Origin of the sequence: Gramella sp. AN32, from assembly GCF_023718305.1 — a bacterium.
Classification (GTDB): domain Bacteria; phylum Bacteroidota; class Bacteroidia; order Flavobacteriales; family Flavobacteriaceae; genus Christiangramia; species Christiangramia antarctica.
In genome coordinates, this window is sequence record NZ_QEYO01000020.1 from 63,607 (window position 1) to 87,430 (window position 23,824).

Below are 23,824 nucleotides of genomic sequence, written 5' to 3' on the forward strand. Positions count from 1 at the left end.
AAACTATCTTGAAAAAAAATTAGTACTTAATGATCAAACGTTTTAAGAAGGTTCTGGGTAGGTATAAAAATCTGGATCAGGTTTATGTATTACCTTATCGTAGTTATGGGACTTATTCTCATTTGTATGTGAAAGGCCGGGTTTTGGATAACGCGCCTTTAAAAATTATAAAAGAGCAGTCTTTTTGGAACACGATCAAAAATACGTGGAAACAGTTTGATAGTTTCGAAATTCCGGATGCTCAAATGGAATTAAATATTCCGGATAAAGTAAATCTTCTGAATAAGACCGATGCGGAGGGTTATTTTTTGTTCGATAAAACTATTGATGAAAATTTATCGGAACATGCTTCGAAAGAAGGTTGGGTGGAGTATGAAGTGTATTTTAAGAATGAACTAAAACCTGAGACAGAATTGATTCATGATCCTGCAAAGGGAGAATTTTTAGTTCCACAAGTCGATGCAGAATTTGGAATTATTAGTGATATTGACGATACCATCCTGAAAACAGGGGTCACTTCATTTTTAAAATGGCGGTTGCTCAAAAACTCCCTTCTCACCAATGCGTATCGAAGAGTCCCATTTAAGGGCGCTCCAGATCTTTACCAGAAATTGCATAAAGGCAAAAGTGGAAAAAATAAGAATCCTATGTTCTATTTAAGTAATAGCCCGTGGAATTTATATGAATATCTGAAACTTTTTCTGGATCATAATGGCTTTCCCAAAGGACCAATTTTGCTGAGGGATTTCAGGACGCCCTTCGACAAAACCTTAAAACCTGAAAAGCCCCATAAACAGAAGGAAATCACCAATATCCTAAAAACCTATCCCGATATGAAATTTATCCTGATAGGAGATAGCGGGGAACATGATGCCAGTATTTATACCGATATCGCCGCGCAGTTTTCAGACAGGATCCTGGCGATTTATTTACGGAGTGTAAAGCACAAACGCAGGATGGAGCGCGTGCAAAGTATTATTGATGATTTTGATACAGTACCCGTGCTTATGGCCGATGATTCTAACCAGGCAGAAGAACATGCCCGGGAAAACGGATTTATTCAGTAATAGATAAGCTGAAGCTGGAGACTGGAAACTGGAGCTGGAGCTGGAAATTAGAAAAAAGAAACTGGAAATTTAATTTTTTCTAGCCTCTAGCCTCTAGCCATTTTACTTCCTTGTTTCGTTTCTCACTTTTCACTTTTTCTAACGTCTAACGTCTAAAGACTTACCTCTACCCCGGATCAATACTTGTTCCCACCGCCGCTCTTTCACGCGCGGGAGACTGTCTGGGCATGGTTCTAAAAATATGGTCCCATAGTGGGGAAGAAACACCAAACGCCCTGTCTGGCTCACGGTAATGATGAATACTATGATGGTGCCAGAGAATTTTTAGAAAATTGTTGGGAACTTTAAAAGCATGTACCGAATAATGCACGGCCAGATATCCTGCGTACCCAATTAAGAATCCGGCTAAAAATCCGAAGACATAATCGCCTAATACCGCCCGGTAAATAATAAATAAAACGCTTGCGATAATTAGACTTAAGAGTGGGGGCATGGCCAGTCTCGATTTATCCTTGGGATAATCATGGTGCACCCCATGCATGGTGTATGAGATTTTTTGCTTTCTAGGAGTCGTTGCCGGGATATGATATAAATACCTGTGCATGATATACTCTACGAAAGTGAAAAAAAACAAACCTGCCAGAAAGAGAAATATCATGTTTGGAACTTCAAATCCTTTTTCAATAATCCCATAATATACAAGCGCAGCCGCGATAACCCCAAAAATAATGAGGGGAATAGAAATATGCGTATGTGTTAATTTTTCAAGTATAGGGTTATCAAACAGTTTAGGTGAACCCTTATGTTTTGGTCTTTTTAATTTTGTACTTTCCATAGCGATAAATTTTTAAAAAAGTCCGTGTAACTGACCGTCAATTCTACTAATAATATCTCCAAGATCTTCCGGTTCATCTACAAAGTTAATATTATCTACATCAATTATCAATAAATTTCCTTTGTCATAATCATGGACCCAGGCCTCATAACGTTCATTTAACCGGCTTAAATAGTCGATCGAAATCGAATTTTCATACTCCCTCCCACGACTATGAATTTGTGATACAAGATTTGGAATACTACTTCTTAAATAAATCAATAAATCCGGGCCCTGAACCACACTTTCCATTAAGTCGAACAAAGATTTGTAATTATTAAAATCCCTATTCGTCATCAATCCCATTGCATGCAGGTTGGGTGCAAAAATATAGGCATCTTCATAAATCGTACGATCCTGAATAATTTTTTTTCCACTTTCGCGAATTTGAAGAATTTGCCGAAATCTGCTATTCAAAAAATAGATTTGCAAATTAAACGACCATCGCTCCATTTTGTTGTAAAAATCTTCCAGGTACGGGTTTTCCAAAACGTCTTCAAATTGCGGCTCCCATTTATAATGTTTAGCGAGCAATTTGGTTAAGGTAGTTTTACCTGCACCAATGTTTCCTGCGATGGCTACATGCATAGTATCTAATTTACGGCCTTTAGATGAGTGATAAAATTATGTTTTTTTTACGAAGCGTAAAGATAATAGATTTAAGATTAATCAGAAGTTTCGTACGCTTTTATGGTAACATTTTAGGAAAGCTTAAGCTAGAGTCGTTAAAAATTATTAAAGGTACCATGCCCCGTATGCATTAAATGTATTTTAAAAGAAAAATATCCATTATGAAGAATTTATTAGTCATTTTTTGTTTCACTCTTTTTACAGTTTCCTGTAGTAATACGAACGAAAGTGAAAACTTTGAAACTGCTAACCTTTCAGCAAAAAAATCTGAAGGAAATTTTAGTCAAGATATTTTTCCAGGTGGAACCAGATATTCCATAAGTAAGGTTGCTACGCAGGGAGCCTATCAGCAATTTATTCAGAATTTAAGAAAAAACGACGCACTATCAATTGTTGCGGAAGTAGATCATGAAAAGAATGCAAAATCAGTAGGTTTGCAGCTAGATCCAACCCGTATTATTTTCTTTGGAAACCCGGAACTGGGAACTCCGTTAATGCAGGAAAATCAACTTGCAGGATTGGACCTTCCGCAGAAGGTGTTGTTTTATAGAAATGAAGATAAGACCGATGTGGCATTATACAATAGCGTGGAATATTTAAGATCCCGTCATAACCTTTCCGGCGTTGAAACCTTATCAAAAATTTCCGCAGCGCTCGAGAAACTGGTTTCTAAAGTAACTAAGCGAGAAGTGCTTTCAGCGCCACAACAAAGCGTAGGTTTTGAAGAAGGGGTGATCACTAAAGAAAGCGATAAAAGCTTTACACAAACTTTAAATGATTTGAGGGCGGCCATCACTTCAAATGCTAATCTAAAGTTGGTTGCAGAATTGGATCATCAACAAAATGCCGCGAGTGTTGGGATGGACTTAAATCCTACTAGCATTCTTATCTTCGGAAATCCCAATTTGGGAACTCCTCTAATGCAGGAAGAGCATACAATTGGTTTAGACCTTCCGCAGAAGATGCTGGTATGGGAAAATGCCGATGGCGAGGTGTATGTTTCCTATAATGATATTTATTATGTAGCCGAAAGACACTCGGTAGATATGAATGATGATATTTTGGAAAAAATCGCCGCTGCTTTGGACAATTTGAGCAACGTCGCCACGCAGTAAACGAATTAAGCATTACAGGGCTGGCAAACTAAATAATTCCATATACAATCTGTAAAGTCTGTTAGCATATGAAAGAACAACCCGATAAAAATTATTTTTAAAATCTTATTGGTGCTAAAGATCATGCCGAGTAGATACAAAACAATGGCAATTTCAGAATGAAAATAATGGAACCCAATGCTGCATCGTTCGGGATCATAAATTGGCGTGGCAAGAAGATGGTCCAGGTCAACTAACATGGTGGCTGCCAAAATTGCCCAATATTTTAACCAGTTTTTGCGATCATATAAATAGGCTATTCCGCCTATAGCGATTAAATGGAGAAAATAGTGAACAAATTGCTGCACGCTAATGTTTTAGTCTTAATTAGTTTGTTCTTCCCTGTCAGGTTGGAGCAATCTATTGAGTTTTCTTTCGAGAGCAATATATCTTGAAATTCCAATAACAAGGAAGATTACGCAAATGATAAGCGCTAAATAGCCTACCCATATTATACTTATTCCCTGATATTCTTTCACCTGGAGCAAAGCCAATCCTCCAATGAGTAAATACAAGGAAGCTCTAACATAAGACAGAAGCGTTCGCTCGTTGGCTAGTTTGGTGCGCTCCAAGGCGAGATGCTCTCTTATTAGTTTTTCATCAATGATTCTGGTTTTAAACGGATTGTGAAGTTTTACGCGTCTCATATTAAGAAAAGGGGACTAAAATTTTTATAAAGTTAAAGCTTGCAATCGGAATAAAAAATTTAAGGTTGAAGTGGCCATACTATGGGCACCATAATTAAAATTAGAATTAGCAAAATAATGGTTAATGGCAATCCTGCTTTTACGAAATCTGAAAATTTATATTTTCCGGGGCCGTACACAAGGATGCAGGATGGTTCAAAAGGTGTAATAAGGGATACAGACGCTCCTAACATAATGGCAATAGCAAAACTTCTGGGATCACAATTAAGGATATGGGCAGCTTCTATAGCCACCGGCAAAACAACTAATGCAGCGGCGGCGTTGGACATGGGTTGGGTGAGAAGGACTACGAGGATCACGAATCCAGACAGAACGTACATAATCCCATAACCACCAAGCAAGGACGCAATACTTTCTGCCAAAAATTGAGAGGCGCCAGAATTATGCATGGCTGTACCAAATGCGGTCATCCCCCCAATAAGGATCAGTAACTTCCAATTAATGATTTCATAAGCTCTCTCCGGAGTTACTGCTCCCAAAACAATAGTAATTAAAGCGGCGGTTAGGAATGAGATAGAAAGAGGAACAATATTTAAACTTGCCGCTATAATTGCGATTAAAAAAACAACTGCGGAAATGATCCCTTTCTTTTCTTTGAAAAGGGTCACCTTAAAATCTCCTAATATGGAAAATTCATTGGTCTCTTTAAAAGCAGTAATGGAATCTTTTTTCCCCTGAACAAGCAAAACATCCCCGGTTTTTAACCGAACATTTCCAATTTTCTCTGAAATTTTACCGCCTAATCGATGAATGCCCAAAACCACTAGGTTATAATTTTGCCGAAATCGAATTTCCTTTAAAGTCTTTTTGGTAAGGATAGATTCGGGGGTTACCAGAATTTCCATAAGGCTAACCTGTTCACTTTCAATATTATGGTCGCTCTTCATGTCTGCCGTTACTTTGATCCCGGTAGCTTCTTTTATTTTAATGAGTTCGTTTAGCTTACATTCGATGAGCAGAACATCCTGTTTCTCTAATCTTGTAAATTGATCTGGAATAATCTCCAGTTTCTCTCGCAGAATTTTAATGATCCTAATATCCATCTGGGCGAGCTTTGACTGAAATGCCAGTTTTCCAATAAGTTCAGAGCCTTCCTCAATGCTTACTTCACTCAAATATTGTTTGATATGATATTCTTCTGATAAATTTCCTTCCGCTCTATCCGGTAAAATTTTATTCCAAAAAATCAGCATAAACACAATCCCTGAAATACACAAAATCAAACCAACAAAGAAAATTTCAAAAAAACTAAGGGGTTCAAAGCCAACACTTTCAATATAACTACTTACCGCAACGTTGGTTGATGTACCAATTAGCGTACAGGTTCCTCCAAGTATGGAAGCATAAGCCACTGGGATCAAAACTTTCGACGGACTTATATTCAGCTTTCTGGACATTCCCACAACAGGGCCAGTGACCAATGCGGTGACTGTGGTGTTATTCATAAAAGCTGATAAAAATGCCGTGACCAGCATGGTGTAAGAGATGAAGAGGGTTTTATTTTTCATTTTCTGGATCATCGTAGAACCGATTTTGTCCAATAGTCCGGTTTCAGATAAGGCGCCGGAAATCACAAATATGGAACCTAAGATGATAATAAAATCACTGCTAAAACCTTCAAAAGCTTCAGCCGGGGTGATGATCCCTGATAAAACCAGAAGAATCAATGAGCCCAGGGTAATAATGTCTACGGAAATTTTTTCTAAAGCAAAAAGGATGATAATAATAACCAAAAGCGATATAACGATTATTATTTCCATGGATGTTCCTCTTAAAATTTACCTCATTTCCGTTAGGCAATTTAGATAAAACCCAATTCGCCTTATAAATAATTAACCCAATTTTCGTATTTAAAATTTTTTCTACAAACCCGGGGCTCAGTATGGATTACTCGTTGATTTTAAAAACCTTCTCTAAGATAGTAATTCTTTTATATTGAAGATTTTTTTATAATTTTCGGAAAGAAAAATTCGAAAAATGGGGGAAGATCATTTACCGGAGTATTGGCTTAGTGGAAAAATTGAAGAAATACCAGATTTGCTGCAACCGGCGGCACATGCGATTCTTCAGTCAAAATTGGAAGCGGGAACATATGTAAACAATTTTCCAAATGAGTTACTTTGGGAGAAACCAGCGGGAAGGGCATCGGTTGGCTTTCATCTGCAGCATATGACCGGGGTGACAGATCGTTTACTTACTTATGCAAAGAAAAAGAGGCTTTCAGATGAACAGCTAATCTATTTAAAAAAGGAAGGAGAACCTGATCCAACCATAACAACTGAAAATCTTCTAAAGAGTTTTGAAAACAAAGTGGAGGGGTTTATCGATTTCCTGAAGACTTTACAAGAAAATGATTTAACTACAGAAAGGTTTATAGGCCGTAAAAGATTGCCTTCAACTTTAATTGGGGTTTTATTCCACGCTGCAGAACATAGCCAGCGCCATATTGGGCAAATGCTGGTGACCATTTCCGTACTTAAAAAGGAAGCTTAGAAAGATCAACATTTCCCCCGGAAATAATAATCCCGACCTTCTTATTTTTAAATTTTTCTTTTTGATTTAATACAGCGGCCAATGCCACGGCACTGGAGGGTTCTACCACAATCTTCATGCGTTCCCAAATTAGCCGTAAAGCTTCAATAATTTCAGTTTCTGAAACCAGGATTATTTGATCTACATACTTCAGGATGATAGGAAAATTGATATCGCCCAAGTGGGTTTTTAAACCATCGGCAATTGTGTTGGCTGAAACATTGGTTTCAATTTTTCCGCTTTGCATAGATCGAAAAGCATCATCGGTTGCCTTTGGTTCCCCTGCAACGCATTTGCAATTTTTTCCGAAGTGTTTTACAGCAAGGGCTGTTCCGGCAATCAAGCCGCCACCTCCCACAGGTGTAACTACAAAATCAAGATCTGGCTGCTCCTGCAACAATTCATAGGCAGAAGTTCCCTGGCCCAAAATTACATCCAAATTGTTGGAAGGATGTAAAAATGTAGCGCCGGTTTCCTGCTGAATTTTTGTGGCGGCTTTTTCCCGGGCCTCCAGCGTAGGTTCACATTCGGTAATTTTACCACCATACGTTTTTACCGCTGCTTTTTTTACTTGGGGAGCTGAATTTGGCATAACGATATAAGCAGGAATTCCCAGGTTTTTTGCGGCAAGTGACAGCGCCTGGGCAAAATTTCCGGAAGAATGTGTCACCACTCCTTTCTTTTTCTGTTCTTCGGAAAGATTTAAAATGGCATTGATCGCTCCCCGCATTTTAAACGCACCCATTTTTTGGAAATTCTCGCATTTAAAAAATAAATGACATCCGGCAATTTCATCCATCAAATGACTAGTTAAAACCGGTGTCCTATGCACAAAAGGTTTGACCTTTTGATAGACTTTTTCTAAATCTTCTTTCAAAACAGTCAATTTATTCTTCTTGAATTGGAATGGTCAACATAGGGATTTCAGCTTTTTTAAGCAATTCAAGCGATATGTTCTCATTCAGCAGATTATGGAAAAAACTATGCTTATGGGTTCCCACGACTAAAAGATCGATATGTAACTTTTTCGCCTCTTCAATTACAGTTTGAACGGTTGAGCCCTGAATGAGCAATGCATCTGCCGCTACTTCTTTAGAAATGAAATTTTTACAAATTTCCTGAAGGTTTCGGTGTTCTTCCCGGTATTCTTCAGCTTTAATATCCCTTATATACTGCGGTCCCGGTTCATAACCAATAAAATCTGGCTCAGGATCTGCGACATGTAAAACCCAGATCTTCGCTTTGAATTTTAGGGCCATCTCATCTGCATACTGCATCAATTCTCCAATGCTGTCATTAAAATCAACGGCTACCATAATATTTTTGATAAGTTCCATAATTTCAATTTTAATTAATATCCTTTATCTCGATCGATTGTATGTTTTAATTTCTTTCCAGTTTTCATTCTCTGGTAATTTTCCAAAATTTGCGGGACAATAGATTCCGGATGGGTGATACTGGCCACATGGGAGGTAATATGAATTTTTGAATGTTCCCAAAATACATGATCTTCCGGCAGCGGTTCAGTTTTGAAAACATCCAGGGCAGCACCGGCCAAATGCTCATTATCCAAAAATTCTATCAAATCATCTTCGTTTAAATGGCCCCCACGAGCTACATTAATCAAATAGGCACCTTTTGGTAATTTCTGAAAAACTTCCCGGTTTAGAAAATTTTCGGTTTCCGATGTTAGCGGTAATAAGCAAATCAGGATTGCTGAATTTTTCAGAAATTGGTTCAGATTTGAATCTCCAGCATAGGTTTTTATATTTTCCAGATCTTTTTCCGAAGCAGACCAGCCCTGAACCTTAAAACCGTTATTGAATAATTTTTCACCAACAACCTGTCCCAATATTCCCATTCCCAAAATTCCCACGATGGTATTTTCAGGCCTCCTATACATTCGCTTATCCCAGGTATGCTTCTGCTGATTTCTATAAAATCGATACGTATTCCGAAGATAATTTAAGCATTGCATGAGCACAAAATTGCTCATATCACCTTCCAGGGAATCATCAATTACCTTGGTAATTTTGATATTTTCAGGAATATCAGGATCTGAAATAATATGGTCTACCCCGGCACCCATACTCGCAATCACCTTTAAGTTTGGATAATCCTGAAAAATACCCCGCGGATGGTTCCAGGATAGAATAAATTCTACTTCTTCCTTTTTATGATCTTCATCAAATCGTTCAATTTCGACGGAAGAATCTTCTCTTTTTAACTCACGAATCCAGGTGCCTGGATCCCTACCGGGACAAACAATTAGTAACGACATTGCGATTTTAATTTACAAATGCGCCATAGCCGGTGATGGCACGACCTACAATAAGTGAATTAATTTCCTTAGTCCCTTCATAACTATAAATCGCTTCTGCATCTGCCACAAAGCGAGCTACGTCATATTTCAACAGAATCCCATTTCCTCCCAGAACTTCACGGGCGCGACTCACTACATCACGCATCCTCATGCTACAATATACTTTGGCCAAACTCGCATGCTCATCTTTCAGCATTCCCTGATCCTGTAATTCTGAAAGCCTAAAACATAATGTTTGCATGGAAGTAAGGTTGGAAAGCATTTCCACTAAATGATTCTGGATTAGCTGAAACGAAGCGATGGGCCTGCCAAACTGCTCGCGTTTTTTGGTATATTTCAACGCAGCTTCATAAGCACCTCGGGCACAACCTACCGCCTGCCAGGCAACTCCCGCCCGGGTCATACGCAGTACATTGGCGGTATCCTTGAACGAATTGGCATTTTGCAGTCGGTCACTTTCCGGAACTTTACAATCCTTAAGTGTGATAATTGCATTTTGCACAATCCTGAGTGCCATCTTATCTTTAATTTTCTCTGTGGAAAATCCCGGGTTTTCTTTTTTAACCAAAAAGCCTTTCACCTGATTGTTTTCTATATCCCTTGCCCAGATAATGGTAACATCAGCAAAAGTGGCGTTTCCAATCCATTTTTTTTGTCCATTCAATACCCAGTTTTCCCCATCAAATTCACAGGTAGTCTCCATGCCACCGGCCACTCCCGATCCTACATTGGGTTCAGTCAACCCAAAAGCGCCAATTTTCTCCATTTTCTGCATTTTGGGGAGCCATTCCTGTTTTTGTTCCTCACTCCCACAGAGATATATAGAACCCATGGCCAGGCCACTATGCACCCCAAAAAATGTGGAAGTGGAAACATCTACCCGGGCAATTTCCTGGGCAATAATACCTTCCATCAAAAATGGCAAATTTGGGCAGCCATAACCTTCGTAAGGTACCCCAACAATATTTAGTTTTTTGAATTTATCGATGATCTCAAAAGGAAATTTATCTTTTTTCCAATGTTCATTTACCAGTGGTTTTATCTCATCTTCCATGAAATTGCGCACATCCAGCTGAATTTTTCGTTGCTCATCTGTAAGTTTTAAATCCAGGTTATAAAAATCACCGTCTATAGGAGGGAGTTCATGCTGACCTTTTTTGTCTTTCGTTTTAAGCATACGCATGAGGCCATTTAATTGGCGGTCATCAAGCTTACCCAGTGTTTTCATGGCTTCAGCCAGATCTATTTTGCTATTGATCTTCGCCAATTGATCCAGATCAACAGCTTTCAAAAGATCAATGGTATTTCTTACTTTGTTAAAAAAAGACATTCAGGTGAAGAATTATGGTGAATTTTAAAAATAGGGATTATTAAAGGGTATCGCTGTTAAGGTTTTCCGAAGAAAATTTCCTAGAAACAAGTTATGCCTTTAAAATATAAGTTTATAACCATACCCCCGAACATTCAGAATTTGAATATCTGGATCAGCCGCTAATTTTTTGCGGAGTTTGGATATAAAAACATCCATGCTCCTGGCGTTGAAAAAATCATCGTTTCCCCAAAGTTTGTTTAGGATCAATGACCTGTCCAGCAATTCATTTTTATTTTTACTGAGATGAAATAAAAGGTGGGCTTCACGGTGGGTCAATAATTGCTTTTCTTCACTTTGAAATTGAAGCGTTTGTTTGGGAAAATCAAACTCATATCTGCCAATCTGAAAGATTTCAGATTTTTCCTGTTGCGCATTTCTCTGAATTAAATTTTTAATCCTCACAATCAGTTCCTCCATGCTGAAGGGTTTTTTTAAATAGTCATTGGCACCCATGCTAAAACCTTCCACAACATCTTTAGTTTGTGATTTAGCGGTAAGGAAGATGATAGGAACATGTTCATCTATTTGCCTAATTTCTTTGGCCAGGGTAAAACCATCTTTTTTAGGCATCATCACATCCAAAACCAATAACTCCGGCTTTTTTTGGTGGTACAATTCCAGGGCTTTTTCCCCATTTTGTGCAAAATGAACGATAAAATCCCTGCTTTCCAGGCTTTCCTTGACAATTTGACCCAAGGCAGGCTCATCTTCAGCAAGTAATATGGATGTTTTATCAAACATTTCTTGGCAGTTCTATTATAAAGTTTGTGTGCTTTCGTATATCTACTGAAATGCTACCACCATGTTTTTCAATAATTTTTTTGGTGTAATAAAGCCCAATCCCAAAACCTTTTACATCATGTGTATTTCCTTTTGGCACCCGGTAAAATTTTTCAAAAACCTGTGCGGCTTCAGATTTCCCAAGTCCATGTCCTGAATCTGCAATAGAGATTATCAATTTTTCATTTTCTGAAGAAAGGAGGATGTTAATCGTTTCCCCGCCATATTTTACAGCATTGTCCAGAATATTGTTCAATGCATTTTCCAGGTGGAAAGGATCGGCCATTATCCAGACATTCTTAAGGTTCTGCTCAAAATGAAAATTTTTATCTGGCGCTAAATCTTTATGTTTTGCTATTAATTCCTTCAGCAATAGGGCAATTGATAGTTCTTCCCTGTTCATTTGGAGCTGGTCCCCGTCTAAGGTCGCCGTTTCCAGTAATTTTTCTACCATCATTTGAAGTTTACCCAGGTGGGTGTTGGAAATTTCAAGATAACTCCTGGTTTTTACCGGATCGTTATTTTTATTAAAATCAGCAATGCCTTCTAAAGCGACCTTTACGGTAGAAATGGGGGTCTTAAATTCATGGGTAATATTGCTGATTAAATCATTTTTCATATCGGCCAATTTTTTTTGACGTTTTATAATCTGGAGCAAAAACAACAAACAGCCAATTACGCAGGCTATTAAAATTGCCGAAAGCACCAGCCCCAATAAATTTCGTTTTAAAATGAGTGCCGTATTGGGGTTAAAAAAAAATTTAAACGAACTATTTTTAGGCAAATAAGCAGATTTTGAGGTGGTACTTAGGCTTTCTTCATCTGTAATGTCGGGGTTATGCGTTTGCAGGTTCCCACTGTTATTTTCGAAAATATAACCATAGTCTATCTCGATTTTTTTTTGTTTTAACTGTTCATCAATGAAGGTATTTAAAGGGGAGGTTTGTAAAGTATCTGTTGTTATGGAAATTATGACCTTGGATGCCAATTTAAAAAGACTGTCACCCGGGAATTTCATTTTTTTTCCAGTACCAAAGAAACTGTCAATTTTGGCCTTTTGCTTTTCGTTTGTGCTAATTTTTTTAAAAACTGGATTAGAGGTATCGTTAAATGTTGACTTCTTCAAAAATTTAAATCCGGTTATTTCTTTAGGATCTATGCTATCAATGCTGCTTATTAAATCTGTTTTTGAACTATCTAAAAATTTATAAAGTTTGTTTAGTTGAGCATCGCTGCTACTATCCCGATCACCCTCAAAAGTCAATCCTATCGTATTTTTATCGGCAAGATCTACATAATAAGCGTCTATGGCATTGTCCACACTGGTTTGCACCTCGTTGATTAATTGCTGTTTTGCCGATTGAAAATTTTTGTAATTCCAATAAACCTGAATCCCCAAAGTGATCAACACCACAAGGCTTACAAAATAGAGGATAGGTTGATAGTGACGGTCCTGCATATTTCAAATGTAACAGGTTTTAGGGAACCTAGCCCAACCGGTTAACACTAGTTAACGTTGGTTAACTATCAGGTTAAGGGAAAACTTTCAAATTTGGATAAATATTAAAATCAAAAATGAATAAAATAAATAAAATGAAATTTCTAGCCTTTTTTCTTATAGTCTTTTCCTTTTCAGAAATCGTAGCGCAGAAAGAAATTCAAATGAAGTTGGAAAGCGGGATAGAAAATGCAGCATTACAATCAATTTTAATGTTCGAAAACATCACTTTTGAAACTTTAAAGTTTGAAGGTCAGCTGAAAAAAAGACAATATCAGGTAGCTATAAAAGAATATAAAAATGGTGAGTTAATAGGGGAAGAGATACTCTTTGATGGAACAGAATCTGAATATTTCAGGATTAAAACAGATAGCTTAACCTTACAGATGATCACTAAAACCGATCATGAAAATTTATATATACAGCTAACCGGGAATGGATTTTCCAGTAGAAAACTACACTATAAAATTTTTCCTGAAAAAGGGAATTATGTGGTTAAAGATTTTCTGGGCGCAATAGATTTTAAGACGGTCCCGAGTGAAAACAGCTTTCCTATTTATGGCATCATTACCCCAACCTTATATAAAGATGGGAGCAGTTCTTATTGTGCGGTCGCCCAATCTGGCGTGCCACCCGAAAAGCTGGTTGAAAAGTTTGATATCCCACATTATTTTTTAATCCAAATGAGATTTTTATAAATCAGCATTAAAAAATGCCAAAAATAACACTGCTTAACATTAGTTAACCATTTAGCAAATTGAAAACTTTCAAATTTGATAAATCAATTTAAAAACGAACATCATGAAACATCAATTATCAGTATTCTTATTTCTAATTTGTATTTCTTCACAAATAGTTGCGCAAAAATTCCAGGGCATCGCCGTTTACAAATCCAAGCGGACAGTCGCGCTTAAAATGGATAGCAGTAAGGTAGATAATGAACAAATTAGAAGCATTCAGGAGCAGTTAAACAAGCAATTTCAGAAAGATTATACCCTTAAATTCGATAGAAAAGAGTCCATTTATACCGAAAATGAAAAGTTGGAAGCCCCTTCAACCCATTCTAGCAGCGGGATACAGATTAAGATAGTAGCAGGGAATGATCTGGTGTACAGAAATATAGCCGATAAAAATTATGTAACCCAAAGGGAATTGATGGGAAAACTTTTCCTGATCAAAGATTCCCTGAAAACCCTGGACTGGAAACTGGAAAGCGAAACCAAAAAGATAGGTAACTACACCGCTTATAAAGCGACACTTACCCGGGAAATTAAAATAAAAGAGTTTAATACTGAGAACGACGAAACGGTTGAAACTACAAAACAACTCACCACTACGGCCTGGTACACCCCGCAAATTCCCGTAAGTATTGGGCCGGCTGGGTATTGGGGCCTGCCGGGGTTGATTTTGGAAGTGCAGGAAGATAAACTCACCTTATTATGCACTGAAATTGTTATAAACCCTGCAGAAGAATTCAGTATAGAAAAACCTGTAAAGGGAACAGTGGTCACCCAGGAAGAATTCAACCATATTCAGCAGGAAAAAAACGAGGAATGGATAGAACGCAACACTGGTGGAAAAACCAAGGGCGGTCATAAAATCATTTCCATAAAAACCAGCGGACAGTAGTATATTTTAAAGCTGGCAATAAACTTTTCTTTTAACCTCTTATTTGTTTATAAGTATTATTATGAAAAAACTCCTGTTATTTTCATCACTACTCCTATGTGCATTTTTAAATGCCCAAAATGTAAAAATCACCGGCACGGTAAAGGACAGTTTAGGAAATGGCCTGGAAATGGTGAATATCATGGCAACCAAAAAAATGGATGGAAGTATGGAAGGCTATGCCATTTCCAATTATGAAGGTAAATTTTCCATATTGGTACCGGAAGGGAACACCTATTTATTAACAGCTTCTTATCTGGGAATGAAGGCAACAGTAGTGGAGGTAGATCTTATGGAAAAAATAGCTGTGGAACCCCTTCAGATAGTTTTAAGGGAAGACAAACAATTGTTGGATGGCGTGGAACTGGTTTATGAGATGCCAGTGGTGGTGCGGGGCGATACCATTATTTACAATACCGATTCATTTACAAACGGAAGCGAAAGAAAACTTGGTGATGTACTTAAGAAACTGCCCGGCATACAGGTTGACGATGATGGTGGGATTAAAGTGGAAGGTAAAACTGTTTCAAAAGTAATGGTTGATGGCAAAGATTTTTTTGATGGTGACTCTAAGCTGGCCACAAAAAATATCCCTGCCGATGCCTTGAGTAAAGTAGAAGTTCTCAAAAATTATAATGAAGTAGATCAAATGCGGGGATTGGGAAATGATGAAGAAAACGTTGCTCTTAATATTAAATTAAAAGAAGGAAAAGAGGACTTTTGGTTTGGAGAAGTTGAAGGCGGATTGGGTTATGGTGAGAAAACAAGGTATTTGGGCAGTACAAAGTTGTTCTATTATAGTCCCGATACCAGCGTGAACCTCATTGGAAAAAGCAACAATACCGGAGAGGTTCCCTTTACTTTTAGCGATTATTTTAGATTTTCGGGAGGATTTAAAAATTTTAACCAGGGTGGGGGGACTTCCTTTAATATAAATGACAGCGGGCTTGGTTTTCTTATTACCCAAAACGACCGTGCCCACGAGTTGCAAAGCCACTTTGGGGCAGCAAATGCCACGCACCAGCTTTCTAAAAAATGGAGTTTTAGTGCCTTCTCAATTTATAGCGATAATCAAACCCGGTTTATACAACAGTCCGTTAAAAATTATATCCAAACCGGGGCAACAGAATTTACTTCGAACAATAGTGCGCAACAAAACCGGTTGGGATTATTGAAATTGAGTTCGGTTTACAAACCCAATCATCGCTTTCAGTTGGATTATGATGTATTTCTGAAAAATATAAACCAGGGTGAAAATGGTGAAACAATTTCTGAATTTTTTGATGAAAATGGAAGCGTGCAAAACCAGATTGAAGAGCAAAAACAGAACAGCGCAATTTCCATTAATCAGAATATCAATGCCTATTATACCTTAAATGCCAATAATATTTTTGCAGGTTATTTTCAGCATTTATATCAGGATGAGGATCCGTTTTATAATGCAATTTTAAGATTACAGCCCTTTGTTTCTGTTTTACCACTAAATGAAGATCAGGATAGTTTTAATATCAATCAAAACAGGAGGATTTCAACCAATAAATTCGACGCTAAAATTGATTTCTATCATATCATCAACGACCTGAGCAATATCAACCTAAACCTTGGAAGTATATATAGCCGGCAGCAATTTAATTCTTCCATTTTTGAAATTGCGGAGGATGGGGAAGTAAATTATTTTGAAGACAAAGATTTGGAAAATGATGTGAATTATCGATTTAGGGATGTTTTTTTTGGTACAAAGTATAAAGTGAAAACAGGCATTTTTACATTCACCCCGGGTTTGACCTTACATAATTTCAATATTTACTTAGAAGATCAAAAAGGGCAAAGGGAAAATAATATGACTATGCTGTTGCCGAATTTTCATACTAACCTTCAACTTAGAAATAGTGAAAGTTTGACCTTTACTTATAATATGATAGCCGATTTTACCGATATCAATAATGTTGCGGAAGGTTATATCTTCAGTAACTATAATAGATTATTTAGGGGAAACAGGGAAATTGAAAATGGCATCTTCCATAATCTTAATCTAAATTATTCAAATTTCAGTATGTTTAATTTTACCAGTATTTATGGTAATCTAAGCTACAGTAAAAGAATAAATGCCATCAGGAATAACACATTTATCGAAAATATTAATACTATATCTTCAGTAATAAATAGTGATTTTGTAGATGAAACTTTGTCCGCAAATGGAAGTTTTCAGAAAAAATTCAGAAAGTATTCGGCCAATTTAAAAAGCAACATTTCATTAAGCACATTAAATCTTGTAGTAAATGGTCAAAACAGAGAATCTGAAAATTTCACCCAAAATTACGAGGGAAGTTTAGAGACCAATTTTAAATCTTCACCAAATTTTGAGATTGGTTATAATTTTTCAAATAATACCTATAAAAATGGAGATTTGGAAAGTACATTTTTAACTCACCGGCCATTTGCCAACATAGAATATGATTTCTTAAACGCTTTTACGGTCACAGCAGATTACAGCTATTTCAATTATAGGGATCGGGAGGGAAGTATAGCGAACGAATATTCCTTTTTAAATGCCAAATTATATTATCAAAAGCCTGAAAGTGTTTATGAGTTTAGTTTGAATGCTTCCAACCTACTCAATGTACAGAGCATTAATCGTGATAGTTTTAATGAAAATTATAACATCACCTCGCAATTTTTTGTCCAACCGCGTATTATAATGTTCTCAGTTAAATATAATTTATAATGAGGGTAGCAATGTACCCATGGAACAATTTGAAAATTCACCGATTTGAAAATTTGAAATGAAGTGATGTTGAAAAATATCAATGGAACAATATATCAATGGAACAATGTTGAAAATGTACTAATGTGATAATTTGAAAGTTTACCAATTTAAAAATGTTTGAATATTTGTTCTTTATTTATTTTTTTAATTGATTTTTTTTCTAGCCTCTAGCCTCTAGCCTCTAGCCTCTAGCCTCTAGCCTCTAGCCTCTAGCCTCTAGCCTCTAGCCTCCAGCTCCTTCTAAAGCCCAAACTCCTCTTTCACCTTCTCCACATAATCCAGTTTTTCCCAGGTGAATAATTCTACTTCCTTGGTTACTTTCCCACTGTACGGACTTTCAAAAATTTTCGTTAGAAAACGAGGTTCTTTTCCCATGTGCCCATAAGCCGAAGTTTCACGGTAAATCGGGTTTCGTAATTTTAAACGTTTTTCAATGGCGGAAGGTCGCATATCAAATATTTCAGCAACTTTTTTCGCAATCTCGCCATTAGAAAGATTAACATTCGATTTTCCATAAGTATCCACAAAAATAGAAGTAGGCTCTACCACGCCAATGGCGTAAGAAACCTGTACAAGTATTTCAGGAGCAACTCCTGCGGCCACCAGGTTTTTAGCGATGTGCCTTGCAGCATAAGCCGCAGAACGATCAACCTTTGAAGGGTCTTTTCCTGAAAAAGCACCACCTCCGTGAGCCCCTTTCCCTCCGTAAGTATCAACGATGATCTTTCTTCCGGTAAGCCCCGCATCACCGTGCGGTCCACCAATTACGAATTTTCCGGTAGGGTTGATATGATAGACAATATTATCATCAAATAAATTCTGAACATCTTCAGAAAGCTGCTTTTTAACTCTGGGGATCAGGGTTTCTACGATATCCTTTTTGATCTTTTTCAGCATGGCATCGTCATCCTGGTCAAAATCGTCGTGCTGGGTGGAAACAACAACAGCCACAATACGCTGTGGCACATTATCATCACTGTATTCTATGGTAACCTGGCTCTTGGAATCTGGTCTTAGATAGGTAATATCTTTTTCTTCGCGTCTAAGTTTGGCGAGTTCAATAAGAATTTTGTGTGAAATATCAAGTGCCAGCGGCATGTAATTTTCGGTTTCGTTGGTCGCGTAGCCAAACATCATTCCCTGGTCTCCGGCACCCTGCTGTTCCTTTTCCCCACGATCTACTCCCTGATAAATATCCTGGGATTGCTCATGGATCAATGAAATCACACCACAGGAATCCCCACTAAATTTATAGGCTCCTTTCGTATAACCAATATCATTGATCACCTCACGTGCAATATTTTGAACATCCAGATAGGTATTGCTACGAACTTCCCCGGCAAGTACAACCTGACCGGTAGTTACCAGGGTTTCACAGGCAACTTTAGAATCCTCGTCAAAGGCGAGGAAATTGTCCAATAAAGTATCACTAATTTGATCTGCAATTTTATCCGGATGCCCTTCAGAAACACTTTCTGAAGTAAATAAATAAGCCATTCAGTTTATTTTTTAGTTTATAAGAACGGAAAATTTTGACGTGAAAGGCTAATAGAAGTGCATTACTACTGCTTTAGCATTTTAATATATACCGAAAATTCCAGTATATGTAAGGGTTGCAATCAGTCAAATCTGTCCCTGTTTTCTTCGGGTACAAATGTATAAAAATTCAAAGGATGACAAATTCCTTTAACGTCATTTTATCCTAATTTTTATTTGGGCGTCTCGCTTTGTCTTTTTTCCGCTTATACCTCCTCTTTGGGGAGGTTGGAATTTCTATTTCGAAATTCCGGGTGGGAGAACTCAAACAAACCTCTGCAACCTGCCTGCCGGCGAGGCAAATCCCTAACGCAAAAAATCCTATTTAAGATAAATCACAAATTGACCACTTAAATTTCATAATCATCAAAAAATGAACTAAAAAACTAAATTTCAATAATTCTTTGGTGATTACTTGGAAATTAAAAAAGTCTACCGTTATATTTGTAAAAGAATTAAAGAAATAATGATCAGAACAATGTGCAATATGATGTGTATGATGTGGAAAGCTTCCGCAGCGTATTCTATTGCATAATTCTGAAAAGATATATTTTGCAAAAGCCGCTGCCAACCGCAGCGGTTTTTTTTGTTTTAAATTTTGAAATGAATTAAAACTGAACCAGTTTCAGCTTCTAAAGAAATCCTGAAATGGAAGATTAAACGAAGTTAAACAAGTTCAGGATGACGAATAAAAGAGTAAAGTTAAGGATAACACTAAGCGCAGTCGAAGTTTTTTAAAAAGAAAAAATGAAATTAAGAAATACAAATAAAATAATGTGTAACCTGGGAGCGATATATATGTGTCGCATGAAAAGCTATTGCCAAAACTTGAGAATGTAGATTAGTAAAAAGTTTAATTCAAAAGTCTCCCTGGTAATAGGAAAAACGGGGGGACTTTCTTTAAATCAAACTAAAACTATAAAAAAATTAACCGCAAGGGTTTCAAAACCTGGAAGGTTTAACAAAAACATATTATCATGAGTACTCAAAAATTTTCAACCCAGGCACTTCACGCAGGACACGACACAAAACTAAATGGGGGAACCCGCGCAGTACCAATTTATCAAACAAGTTCGTATGTATTTGACGATAGCGATCATGCAGCAGACCTTTTTTCTCTGGCAAAGCCCGGTTTTATTTATACCCGTTTAAACAATCCTACCAACGATATTCTGGAGCAAAGGCTTGCCGCCATTGAAGGCGGGATTGCTGCTGTGGTAACTGCTTCTGGAACTGCCGCGATCAACACCGCCCTGCTCACCCTGTTAAAAGCAGGAGATCATATTGTAGCTTCCAGCAGTCTTTATGGTGGCACTTTTAATTTATTAAAAAACACATTGCCAAGATTTGGAATCACCACTACTTTTGTAGATCCTCAAAATCCTGAAAATTTTAAAAATGCCGCAAAGGAAAACACGCGTGTTTTCTTTGTAGAATCCTTAGGAAATCCAAAATTGGATGTTTTAGACTTAAAAGCAATTTCTAAAGTAGCAAAGGCTTTTAAAATCCCGTTTATTGTGGATAATACTGTGGCAACTCCATATTTATTAAATCCTATTGAGCATGGTGCAGATATCGTGATCCATTCACTTACCAAATATATTAATGGTAATGGGACAACGCTGGGCGGCGCGATTATAGATGCAGGGAAATTTGATTGGTCCAGCGGGAAATTCCCTGAATTTACGGAACCTTCACCGGGATATCATGGCCTTATTTATCATGAAGCACTGCAGGAGGCAGCCTTTATTGCAAAAGTAAGAATTGAAGGATTGCGTGATCACGGTGCAGCATTAAGTCCGTTTAATGCTTTCCAGATTATTCAGGGATTGGAAACGCTGAAAATTAGAATAAAAGAACATAGTAAAAATGCATTGGAACTGGCAAAATGGTTACAAGAACAACCTCTGGTTAAATGGGTTAACTATCCGGGTCTGGAAGACAATAAATATTATAAGCTGGCCCAACAATATTTGCCAGAAGGCCAAAGCGGACTCGTGACCTTTGGGGTGGAAGGTGGTTTTGAAGCCGCAAAAACTGTGGCCGACGAAGCGAAGATATTCTCTTTACTGGCCAATATTGGAGATACTAAATCGTTGATCATTCATCCGGCAAGTACCACCCATCAGCAGCTTAATGAGGAAGATCAGGCATCAACTGGGGTTACTCAGGACTTAATACGTCTTTCTGTTGGACTGGAAGATATTCAAGATTTAAAAGATGATCTAAAAGAAGCCTTTTCAAAAATTAAAAAGAAAGAATTGGTTTAATAAGCATGTCACACCCAGCTTGTCGAGGCGCCTCCTTAATATAGAAGTAAAATGGCTTCGACAAGCTCAGCCAGACAAACCAGAACGTAAATAGAGTTTAGAATTAATATGCTACAAGAATTAACCATAGAAAATTTTGAGAATTCCGCTGGGACAAAGCAGGATATTCAGTTAAGTTTTCAATTTTTCGGGAGGGGTCCCGGGGAGGCTCCTATTATTCTGGTGAATCATGCCCTCACAGGAAATTCCCTGGTTACAGGAAACGACGGTTGGTGGAAAGAGCTCATCGGGAAAAATAAATGTATTGATATTGACCAATATTGTATCCTGGCTTTTAATATTCCTGGCAACGGGTTTAAAGGTCACGAAGATCAGTTCTTTGAAAATTATAAGGAATTTACGCTTACCGATATTGCAAAAATTCAGGCAGTGGCTTTGGAAAAGCTGGAAATCGAAAAGTTGTTCGCCATTATTGGAGGTTCTATTGGTGGCGCCCTGGCCTGGGAATTGGCAGTGCTAAAGCCGGAAATTGCAGAAAATATCATCCCGATAGCGGCAGATTATAAGGCAACCGACTGGCTGCTGGCCAATTGTAGGATTCAGGATCATATTCTGAATAATTCATCCAATCCTGTTCACGATGCGCGTATGCATGCAATGACCTTCTATAGGACTCCCCAATCCCTGGCGCAGAAATTTGAAGGAAAAAGAAATGAGGAAAATCGCAGTTATGAGGTAGAAAACTGGTTGTTGCATCACGGTGAAAAGTTGAAAAACCGCTTTACTCTCCCGTCTTATAAACTGATGAACCATTTGCTTACCACCATCGATATTAGTCATGGCAGTGGAAATCATTTAGAAGCAGCCCAAAACATCAAAGGTGATATTCACATAGTAACGGTGAATTCAGATCTATTTTTCCTGGCTGAAGAAAACTGGAACACCTATGTGGAGTTGTCCCTTTTAAAGAATAATATCAGTATTCATGAGATTAAATCAATTCATGGTCATGATGCATTTCTGATTGAAACCGATCAGTTAAATCAATTTTTAAAGCCAATTTTTGGAACCCCAAATAAAAAAAGTTTGCATTCTTCTGAAGTTGATAGAGAAGAAGTAAGCAGTAAATAAAATTTATGGAAAACTTTGAGACGATCGCCATAAGAACCCAGACTGAAAGAACCCAATTTCAGGAGCATTCAACGCCACTATATCTTACTTCAAGTTATGTTTTTGAAGATTCCGAAGATATGAGGGCTGGTTTTGCGGAAGAAAAAGAGCGAAATATCTACAGCCGTTTTACCAATCCTAATACTTCAGAATTCGTGGAAAAGATCACGAAAATGGAAGGTGCGGAAGGTGGTTATGCTTTTGCCACAGGCATGGCCGCAGTATTTTCAACATTGGCCGCTTTGTTGAATAGTGGGGATCACATTGTTTCGGCGAGATCGGTATTTGGTTCCACGCACGGCTTGTTCACCAAATATTTTCCAAAGTGGAATATTTCGCACAGCTATTTTGATGTGAATAAGCCGGAAACGATTGAAAGTCTCATTAAACCGGAAACGAAAATCCTTTTTGCAGAATCGCCCACAAATCCCGGCGTAGATATTCTGGATTTGGAATATCTGGGTGAAATTGCAAAAAAGCATGACCTTATTCTTGTTATCGATAATTGTTTTGCAACGCCCTATATTCAGAATCCTATAAAATTTGGAGCAGATCTGGTCATCCATTCGGCTACAAAATTGATTGATGGGCAGGGAAGGGTGCTTGGCGGAGTAACCGTGGGAAAGGCAGATTTAATACGGGAAATTTATCTTTTCAGTAGAAATACGGGACCGGCCCTATCGCCATTTAACGCCTGGGTTTTATCGAAAAGTTTGGAAACCCTGGCGGTGAGACTGGAAAAACATTCAGAAAACGCTCTAAAAGTGGCCGAGTATCTGGAAAATGTTCCGCAGGCAGAAAGCGTCAAATATCCGTTTCTGAAATCTCATCCGCAATATGAAATCGCAAAAAAGCAGATGAAACTGGGAGGAAATGTGGTTGCATTTCAGATCACAGGCGGATTGGAAGCGGGAAGAAAGTTTATAGATAAACTTCAACTGTGTTCAAGATCAGCCAATCTTGGAGATACGCGAACGATCGTAACGCATCCTGCCTCGACAACCCATAGCAAATTATCCCCGGAAGAACTTGAAGCGGTTGGAATTTCTGAAGGGTTGGTAAGGATTTCAGTAGGATTGGAACATGTAGATGATATTATTAAGGATTTGGAGCAGGCGCTGGTGTGAAAAGTTGAAAGTGAAAAGTGAAAAGCGAAAAGTTAAATGATACGTCACTGCGAAGGAGCATCGCGACTGAAGCAGTCTCATGATTGAAGGAAGATGGGATTGCTTCGCTTCGCTCGCAATGACGTACTGAATTCAAGGTTCAAAATTCCAAATTCAGAGTTCAAAGTTTTAAGTTGAAAGTTTCAAAAAACCTTTGCGGGGCACCAATTAATTTTTTAATTTCTGATAACTGATAACTGATAACTGATAACTGATAACTGATAACTGATAACTGATAACTGATAACTGATAACTGATAACTGATAACTGATAACTGATAACTGATAACTGATAACTGATAACTGATAAC

At 37.7% G+C, this 23,824-nt stretch carries 22 protein-coding genes; 9 read left to right on the forward strand and 13 right to left on the reverse strand.

Going from position 1 to position 23,824, the window contains the following annotated elements:
* The first annotated feature begins 29 nt into the window (after positions 1-29).
* Complete coding sequence (locus DHD80_RS17165; RefSeq protein WP_251742694.1) at positions 30-1,067, forward strand: phosphatase domain-containing protein; 1,038 nt, start codon at positions 30-32, stop codon at positions 1,065-1,067.
* Positions 1,068-1,233: 166 nt separating this feature from the next.
* On the opposite strand, the gene DHD80_RS17170 is transcribed toward DHD80_RS17165, so the two are convergent.
* Both DHD80_RS17170 and DHD80_RS17175 read right to left on the reverse strand, forming a co-directional pair.
* Positions 1,234-1,902 (reverse strand): sterol desaturase family protein, encoded by a 669-nt coding sequence (locus DHD80_RS17170; protein ID WP_251742695.1) that lies wholly within the window; start codon positions 1,900-1,902, stop codon positions 1,234-1,236.
* 12 nt (positions 1,903-1,914) lie between these two features.
* Positions 1,915-2,529 (reverse strand): deoxynucleoside kinase, encoded by a 615-nt coding sequence (locus DHD80_RS17175; RefSeq protein WP_251742696.1) that lies wholly within the window; start codon positions 2,527-2,529, stop codon positions 1,915-1,917.
* Positions 2,530-2,732: 203 nt separating this feature from the next.
* On the opposite strand from DHD80_RS17175, the gene DHD80_RS17180 reads away from it, so the two are divergent.
* Positions 2,733-3,686, forward strand: coding sequence for a DUF302 domain-containing protein (locus DHD80_RS17180; RefSeq protein ID WP_251742697.1), 954 nt, complete (start codon positions 2,733-2,735; stop codon positions 3,684-3,686).
* Positions 3,687-3,691: 5 nt separating this feature from the next.
* Here DHD80_RS17180 and DHD80_RS17185 read toward each other — a convergent pair whose 3' ends face one another.
* From DHD80_RS17185 to DHD80_RS17195, 3 genes are read right to left on the reverse strand one after another with little or no spacing between them, the layout of a single operon-like run.
* Positions 3,692-4,033, reverse strand: a complete 342-nt coding sequence (locus tag DHD80_RS17185) for a DUF6122 family protein (protein WP_347709980.1) — start codon at positions 4,031-4,033, stop codon at positions 3,692-3,694.
* A 15-nt stretch (positions 4,034-4,048) separates the two neighbouring features.
* Positions 4,049-4,372, reverse strand: a complete 324-nt coding sequence (locus DHD80_RS17190; protein ID WP_251742698.1) for a DUF202 domain-containing protein — start codon at positions 4,370-4,372, stop codon at positions 4,049-4,051.
* 59 nt (positions 4,373-4,431) lie between these two features.
* Positions 4,432-6,192: an SLC13 family permease gene (locus tag DHD80_RS17195; RefSeq protein WP_251742699.1), complete on the reverse strand. Its 1,761-nt coding sequence runs from the start codon at positions 6,190-6,192 to the stop codon at positions 4,432-4,434.
* A 217-nt stretch (positions 6,193-6,409) separates the two neighbouring features.
* On the opposite strand from DHD80_RS17195, the gene DHD80_RS17200 reads away from it, so the two are divergent.
* Complete coding sequence (locus DHD80_RS17200) at positions 6,410-6,925, forward strand: DinB family protein (RefSeq protein ID WP_251742700.1); 516 nt, start codon at positions 6,410-6,412, stop codon at positions 6,923-6,925.
* On the opposite strand, the gene DHD80_RS17205 is transcribed toward DHD80_RS17200, so the two are convergent.
* The 6 genes from DHD80_RS17205 to DHD80_RS17230 all read right to left on the reverse strand — a co-directional run bounded on the left by DHD80_RS17205 (position 6,909) and on the right by DHD80_RS17230 (position 12,898).
* Entirely contained in the window at positions 6,909-7,841 is a 933-nt protein-coding gene (locus DHD80_RS17205; protein ID WP_251742701.1) for a pyridoxal-phosphate dependent enzyme, read from the reverse strand. The genes DHD80_RS17200 and DHD80_RS17205 overlap by 17 nt on opposite strands.
* 10 nt (positions 7,842-7,851) lie before the next feature.
* Positions 7,852-8,301 carry a universal stress protein gene (locus DHD80_RS17210; protein ID WP_251742702.1) on the reverse strand — a complete coding sequence of 150 codons (450 nt, stop codon included), beginning with the start codon at positions 8,299-8,301 and terminating at the stop codon, positions 7,852-7,854.
* Between the two features lie 14 nt (positions 8,302-8,315).
* Complete coding sequence (locus DHD80_RS17215) at positions 8,316-9,245, reverse strand: glyoxylate/hydroxypyruvate reductase A (protein WP_251742703.1); 930 nt, start codon at positions 9,243-9,245, stop codon at positions 8,316-8,318.
* A 7-nt stretch (positions 9,246-9,252) separates the two neighbouring features.
* Positions 9,253-10,617, reverse strand: a complete 1,365-nt coding sequence (locus tag DHD80_RS17220; protein WP_251742704.1) for an acyl-CoA dehydrogenase family protein — start codon at positions 10,615-10,617, stop codon at positions 9,253-9,255.
* A gap of 99 nt (positions 10,618-10,716) precedes the next feature.
* Positions 10,717-11,400, reverse strand: a complete 684-nt coding sequence (locus DHD80_RS17225; protein WP_251742705.1) for a response regulator transcription factor — start codon at positions 11,398-11,400, stop codon at positions 10,717-10,719.
* Complete coding sequence (locus DHD80_RS17230; RefSeq protein ID WP_251742706.1) at positions 11,393-12,898, reverse strand: HAMP domain-containing sensor histidine kinase; 1,506 nt, start codon at positions 12,896-12,898, stop codon at positions 11,393-11,395. Before DHD80_RS17230 ends, DHD80_RS17225 begins: the two co-directional genes overlap by 8 nt.
* A 134-nt stretch (positions 12,899-13,032) precedes the next feature.
* On the opposite strand from DHD80_RS17230, the gene DHD80_RS17235 reads away from it, so the two are divergent.
* The 3 genes from DHD80_RS17235 to DHD80_RS17245 all read left to right on the forward strand — a co-directional run bounded on the left by DHD80_RS17235 (position 13,033) and on the right by DHD80_RS17245 (position 17,330).
* Positions 13,033-13,635 carry a hypothetical protein gene (locus tag DHD80_RS17235; protein WP_251742707.1) on the forward strand — a complete coding sequence of 201 codons (603 nt, stop codon included), beginning with the start codon at positions 13,033-13,035 and terminating at the stop codon, positions 13,633-13,635.
* 103 nt (positions 13,636-13,738) lie between these two features.
* A complete protein-coding gene (locus DHD80_RS17240) occupies positions 13,739-14,566 on the forward strand; it encodes a GLPGLI family protein (protein WP_251742708.1) in 828 nt (275 codons plus the stop codon).
* A gap of 61 nt (positions 14,567-14,627) precedes the next feature.
* Entirely contained in the window at positions 14,628-17,330 is a 2,703-nt protein-coding gene (locus tag DHD80_RS17245; RefSeq protein WP_251742709.1) for a carboxypeptidase regulatory-like domain-containing protein, read from the forward strand.
* Positions 17,331-17,612: 282 nt separating this feature from the next.
* Here the strand turns inward: DHD80_RS17245 and metK are convergent, their stop codons facing one another.
* Positions 17,613-18,869 carry a methionine adenosyltransferase gene (gene metK, locus DHD80_RS17250; RefSeq protein WP_251742710.1) on the reverse strand — a complete coding sequence of 419 codons (1,257 nt, stop codon included), beginning with the start codon at positions 18,867-18,869 and terminating at the stop codon, positions 17,613-17,615.
* A gap of 1,016 nt (positions 18,870-19,885) precedes the next feature.
* On the opposite strand from metK, the gene DHD80_RS17255 reads away from it, so the two are divergent.
* The 3 genes from DHD80_RS17255 to DHD80_RS17265 all read left to right on the forward strand — a co-directional run bounded on the left by DHD80_RS17255 (position 19,886) and on the right by DHD80_RS17265 (position 23,475).
* The gene (locus tag DHD80_RS17255) at positions 19,886-21,178 is read left to right on the forward strand and encodes an O-acetylhomoserine aminocarboxypropyltransferase/cysteine synthase family protein (RefSeq protein ID WP_251742711.1); all 1,293 of its coding nucleotides are present in this window, start codon (positions 19,886-19,888) and stop codon (positions 21,176-21,178) included.
* 108 nt (positions 21,179-21,286) lie between these two features.
* Positions 21,287-22,309, forward strand: coding sequence for an alpha/beta fold hydrolase (locus tag DHD80_RS17260; protein ID WP_251742712.1), 1,023 nt, complete (start codon positions 21,287-21,289; stop codon positions 22,307-22,309).
* Between the two features lie 5 nt (positions 22,310-22,314).
* Positions 22,315-23,475: an aminotransferase class I/II-fold pyridoxal phosphate-dependent enzyme gene (locus DHD80_RS17265; RefSeq protein WP_251742713.1), complete on the forward strand. Its 1,161-nt coding sequence runs from the start codon at positions 22,315-22,317 to the stop codon at positions 23,473-23,475.
* Between the two features lie 160 nt (positions 23,476-23,635).
* Here DHD80_RS17265 and DHD80_RS17270 read toward each other — a convergent pair.
* A partial coding sequence (locus DHD80_RS17270) for a hypothetical protein (RefSeq protein ID WP_251742714.1) occupies positions 23,636-23,824 on the reverse strand: 189 nt, incomplete at its 5' end.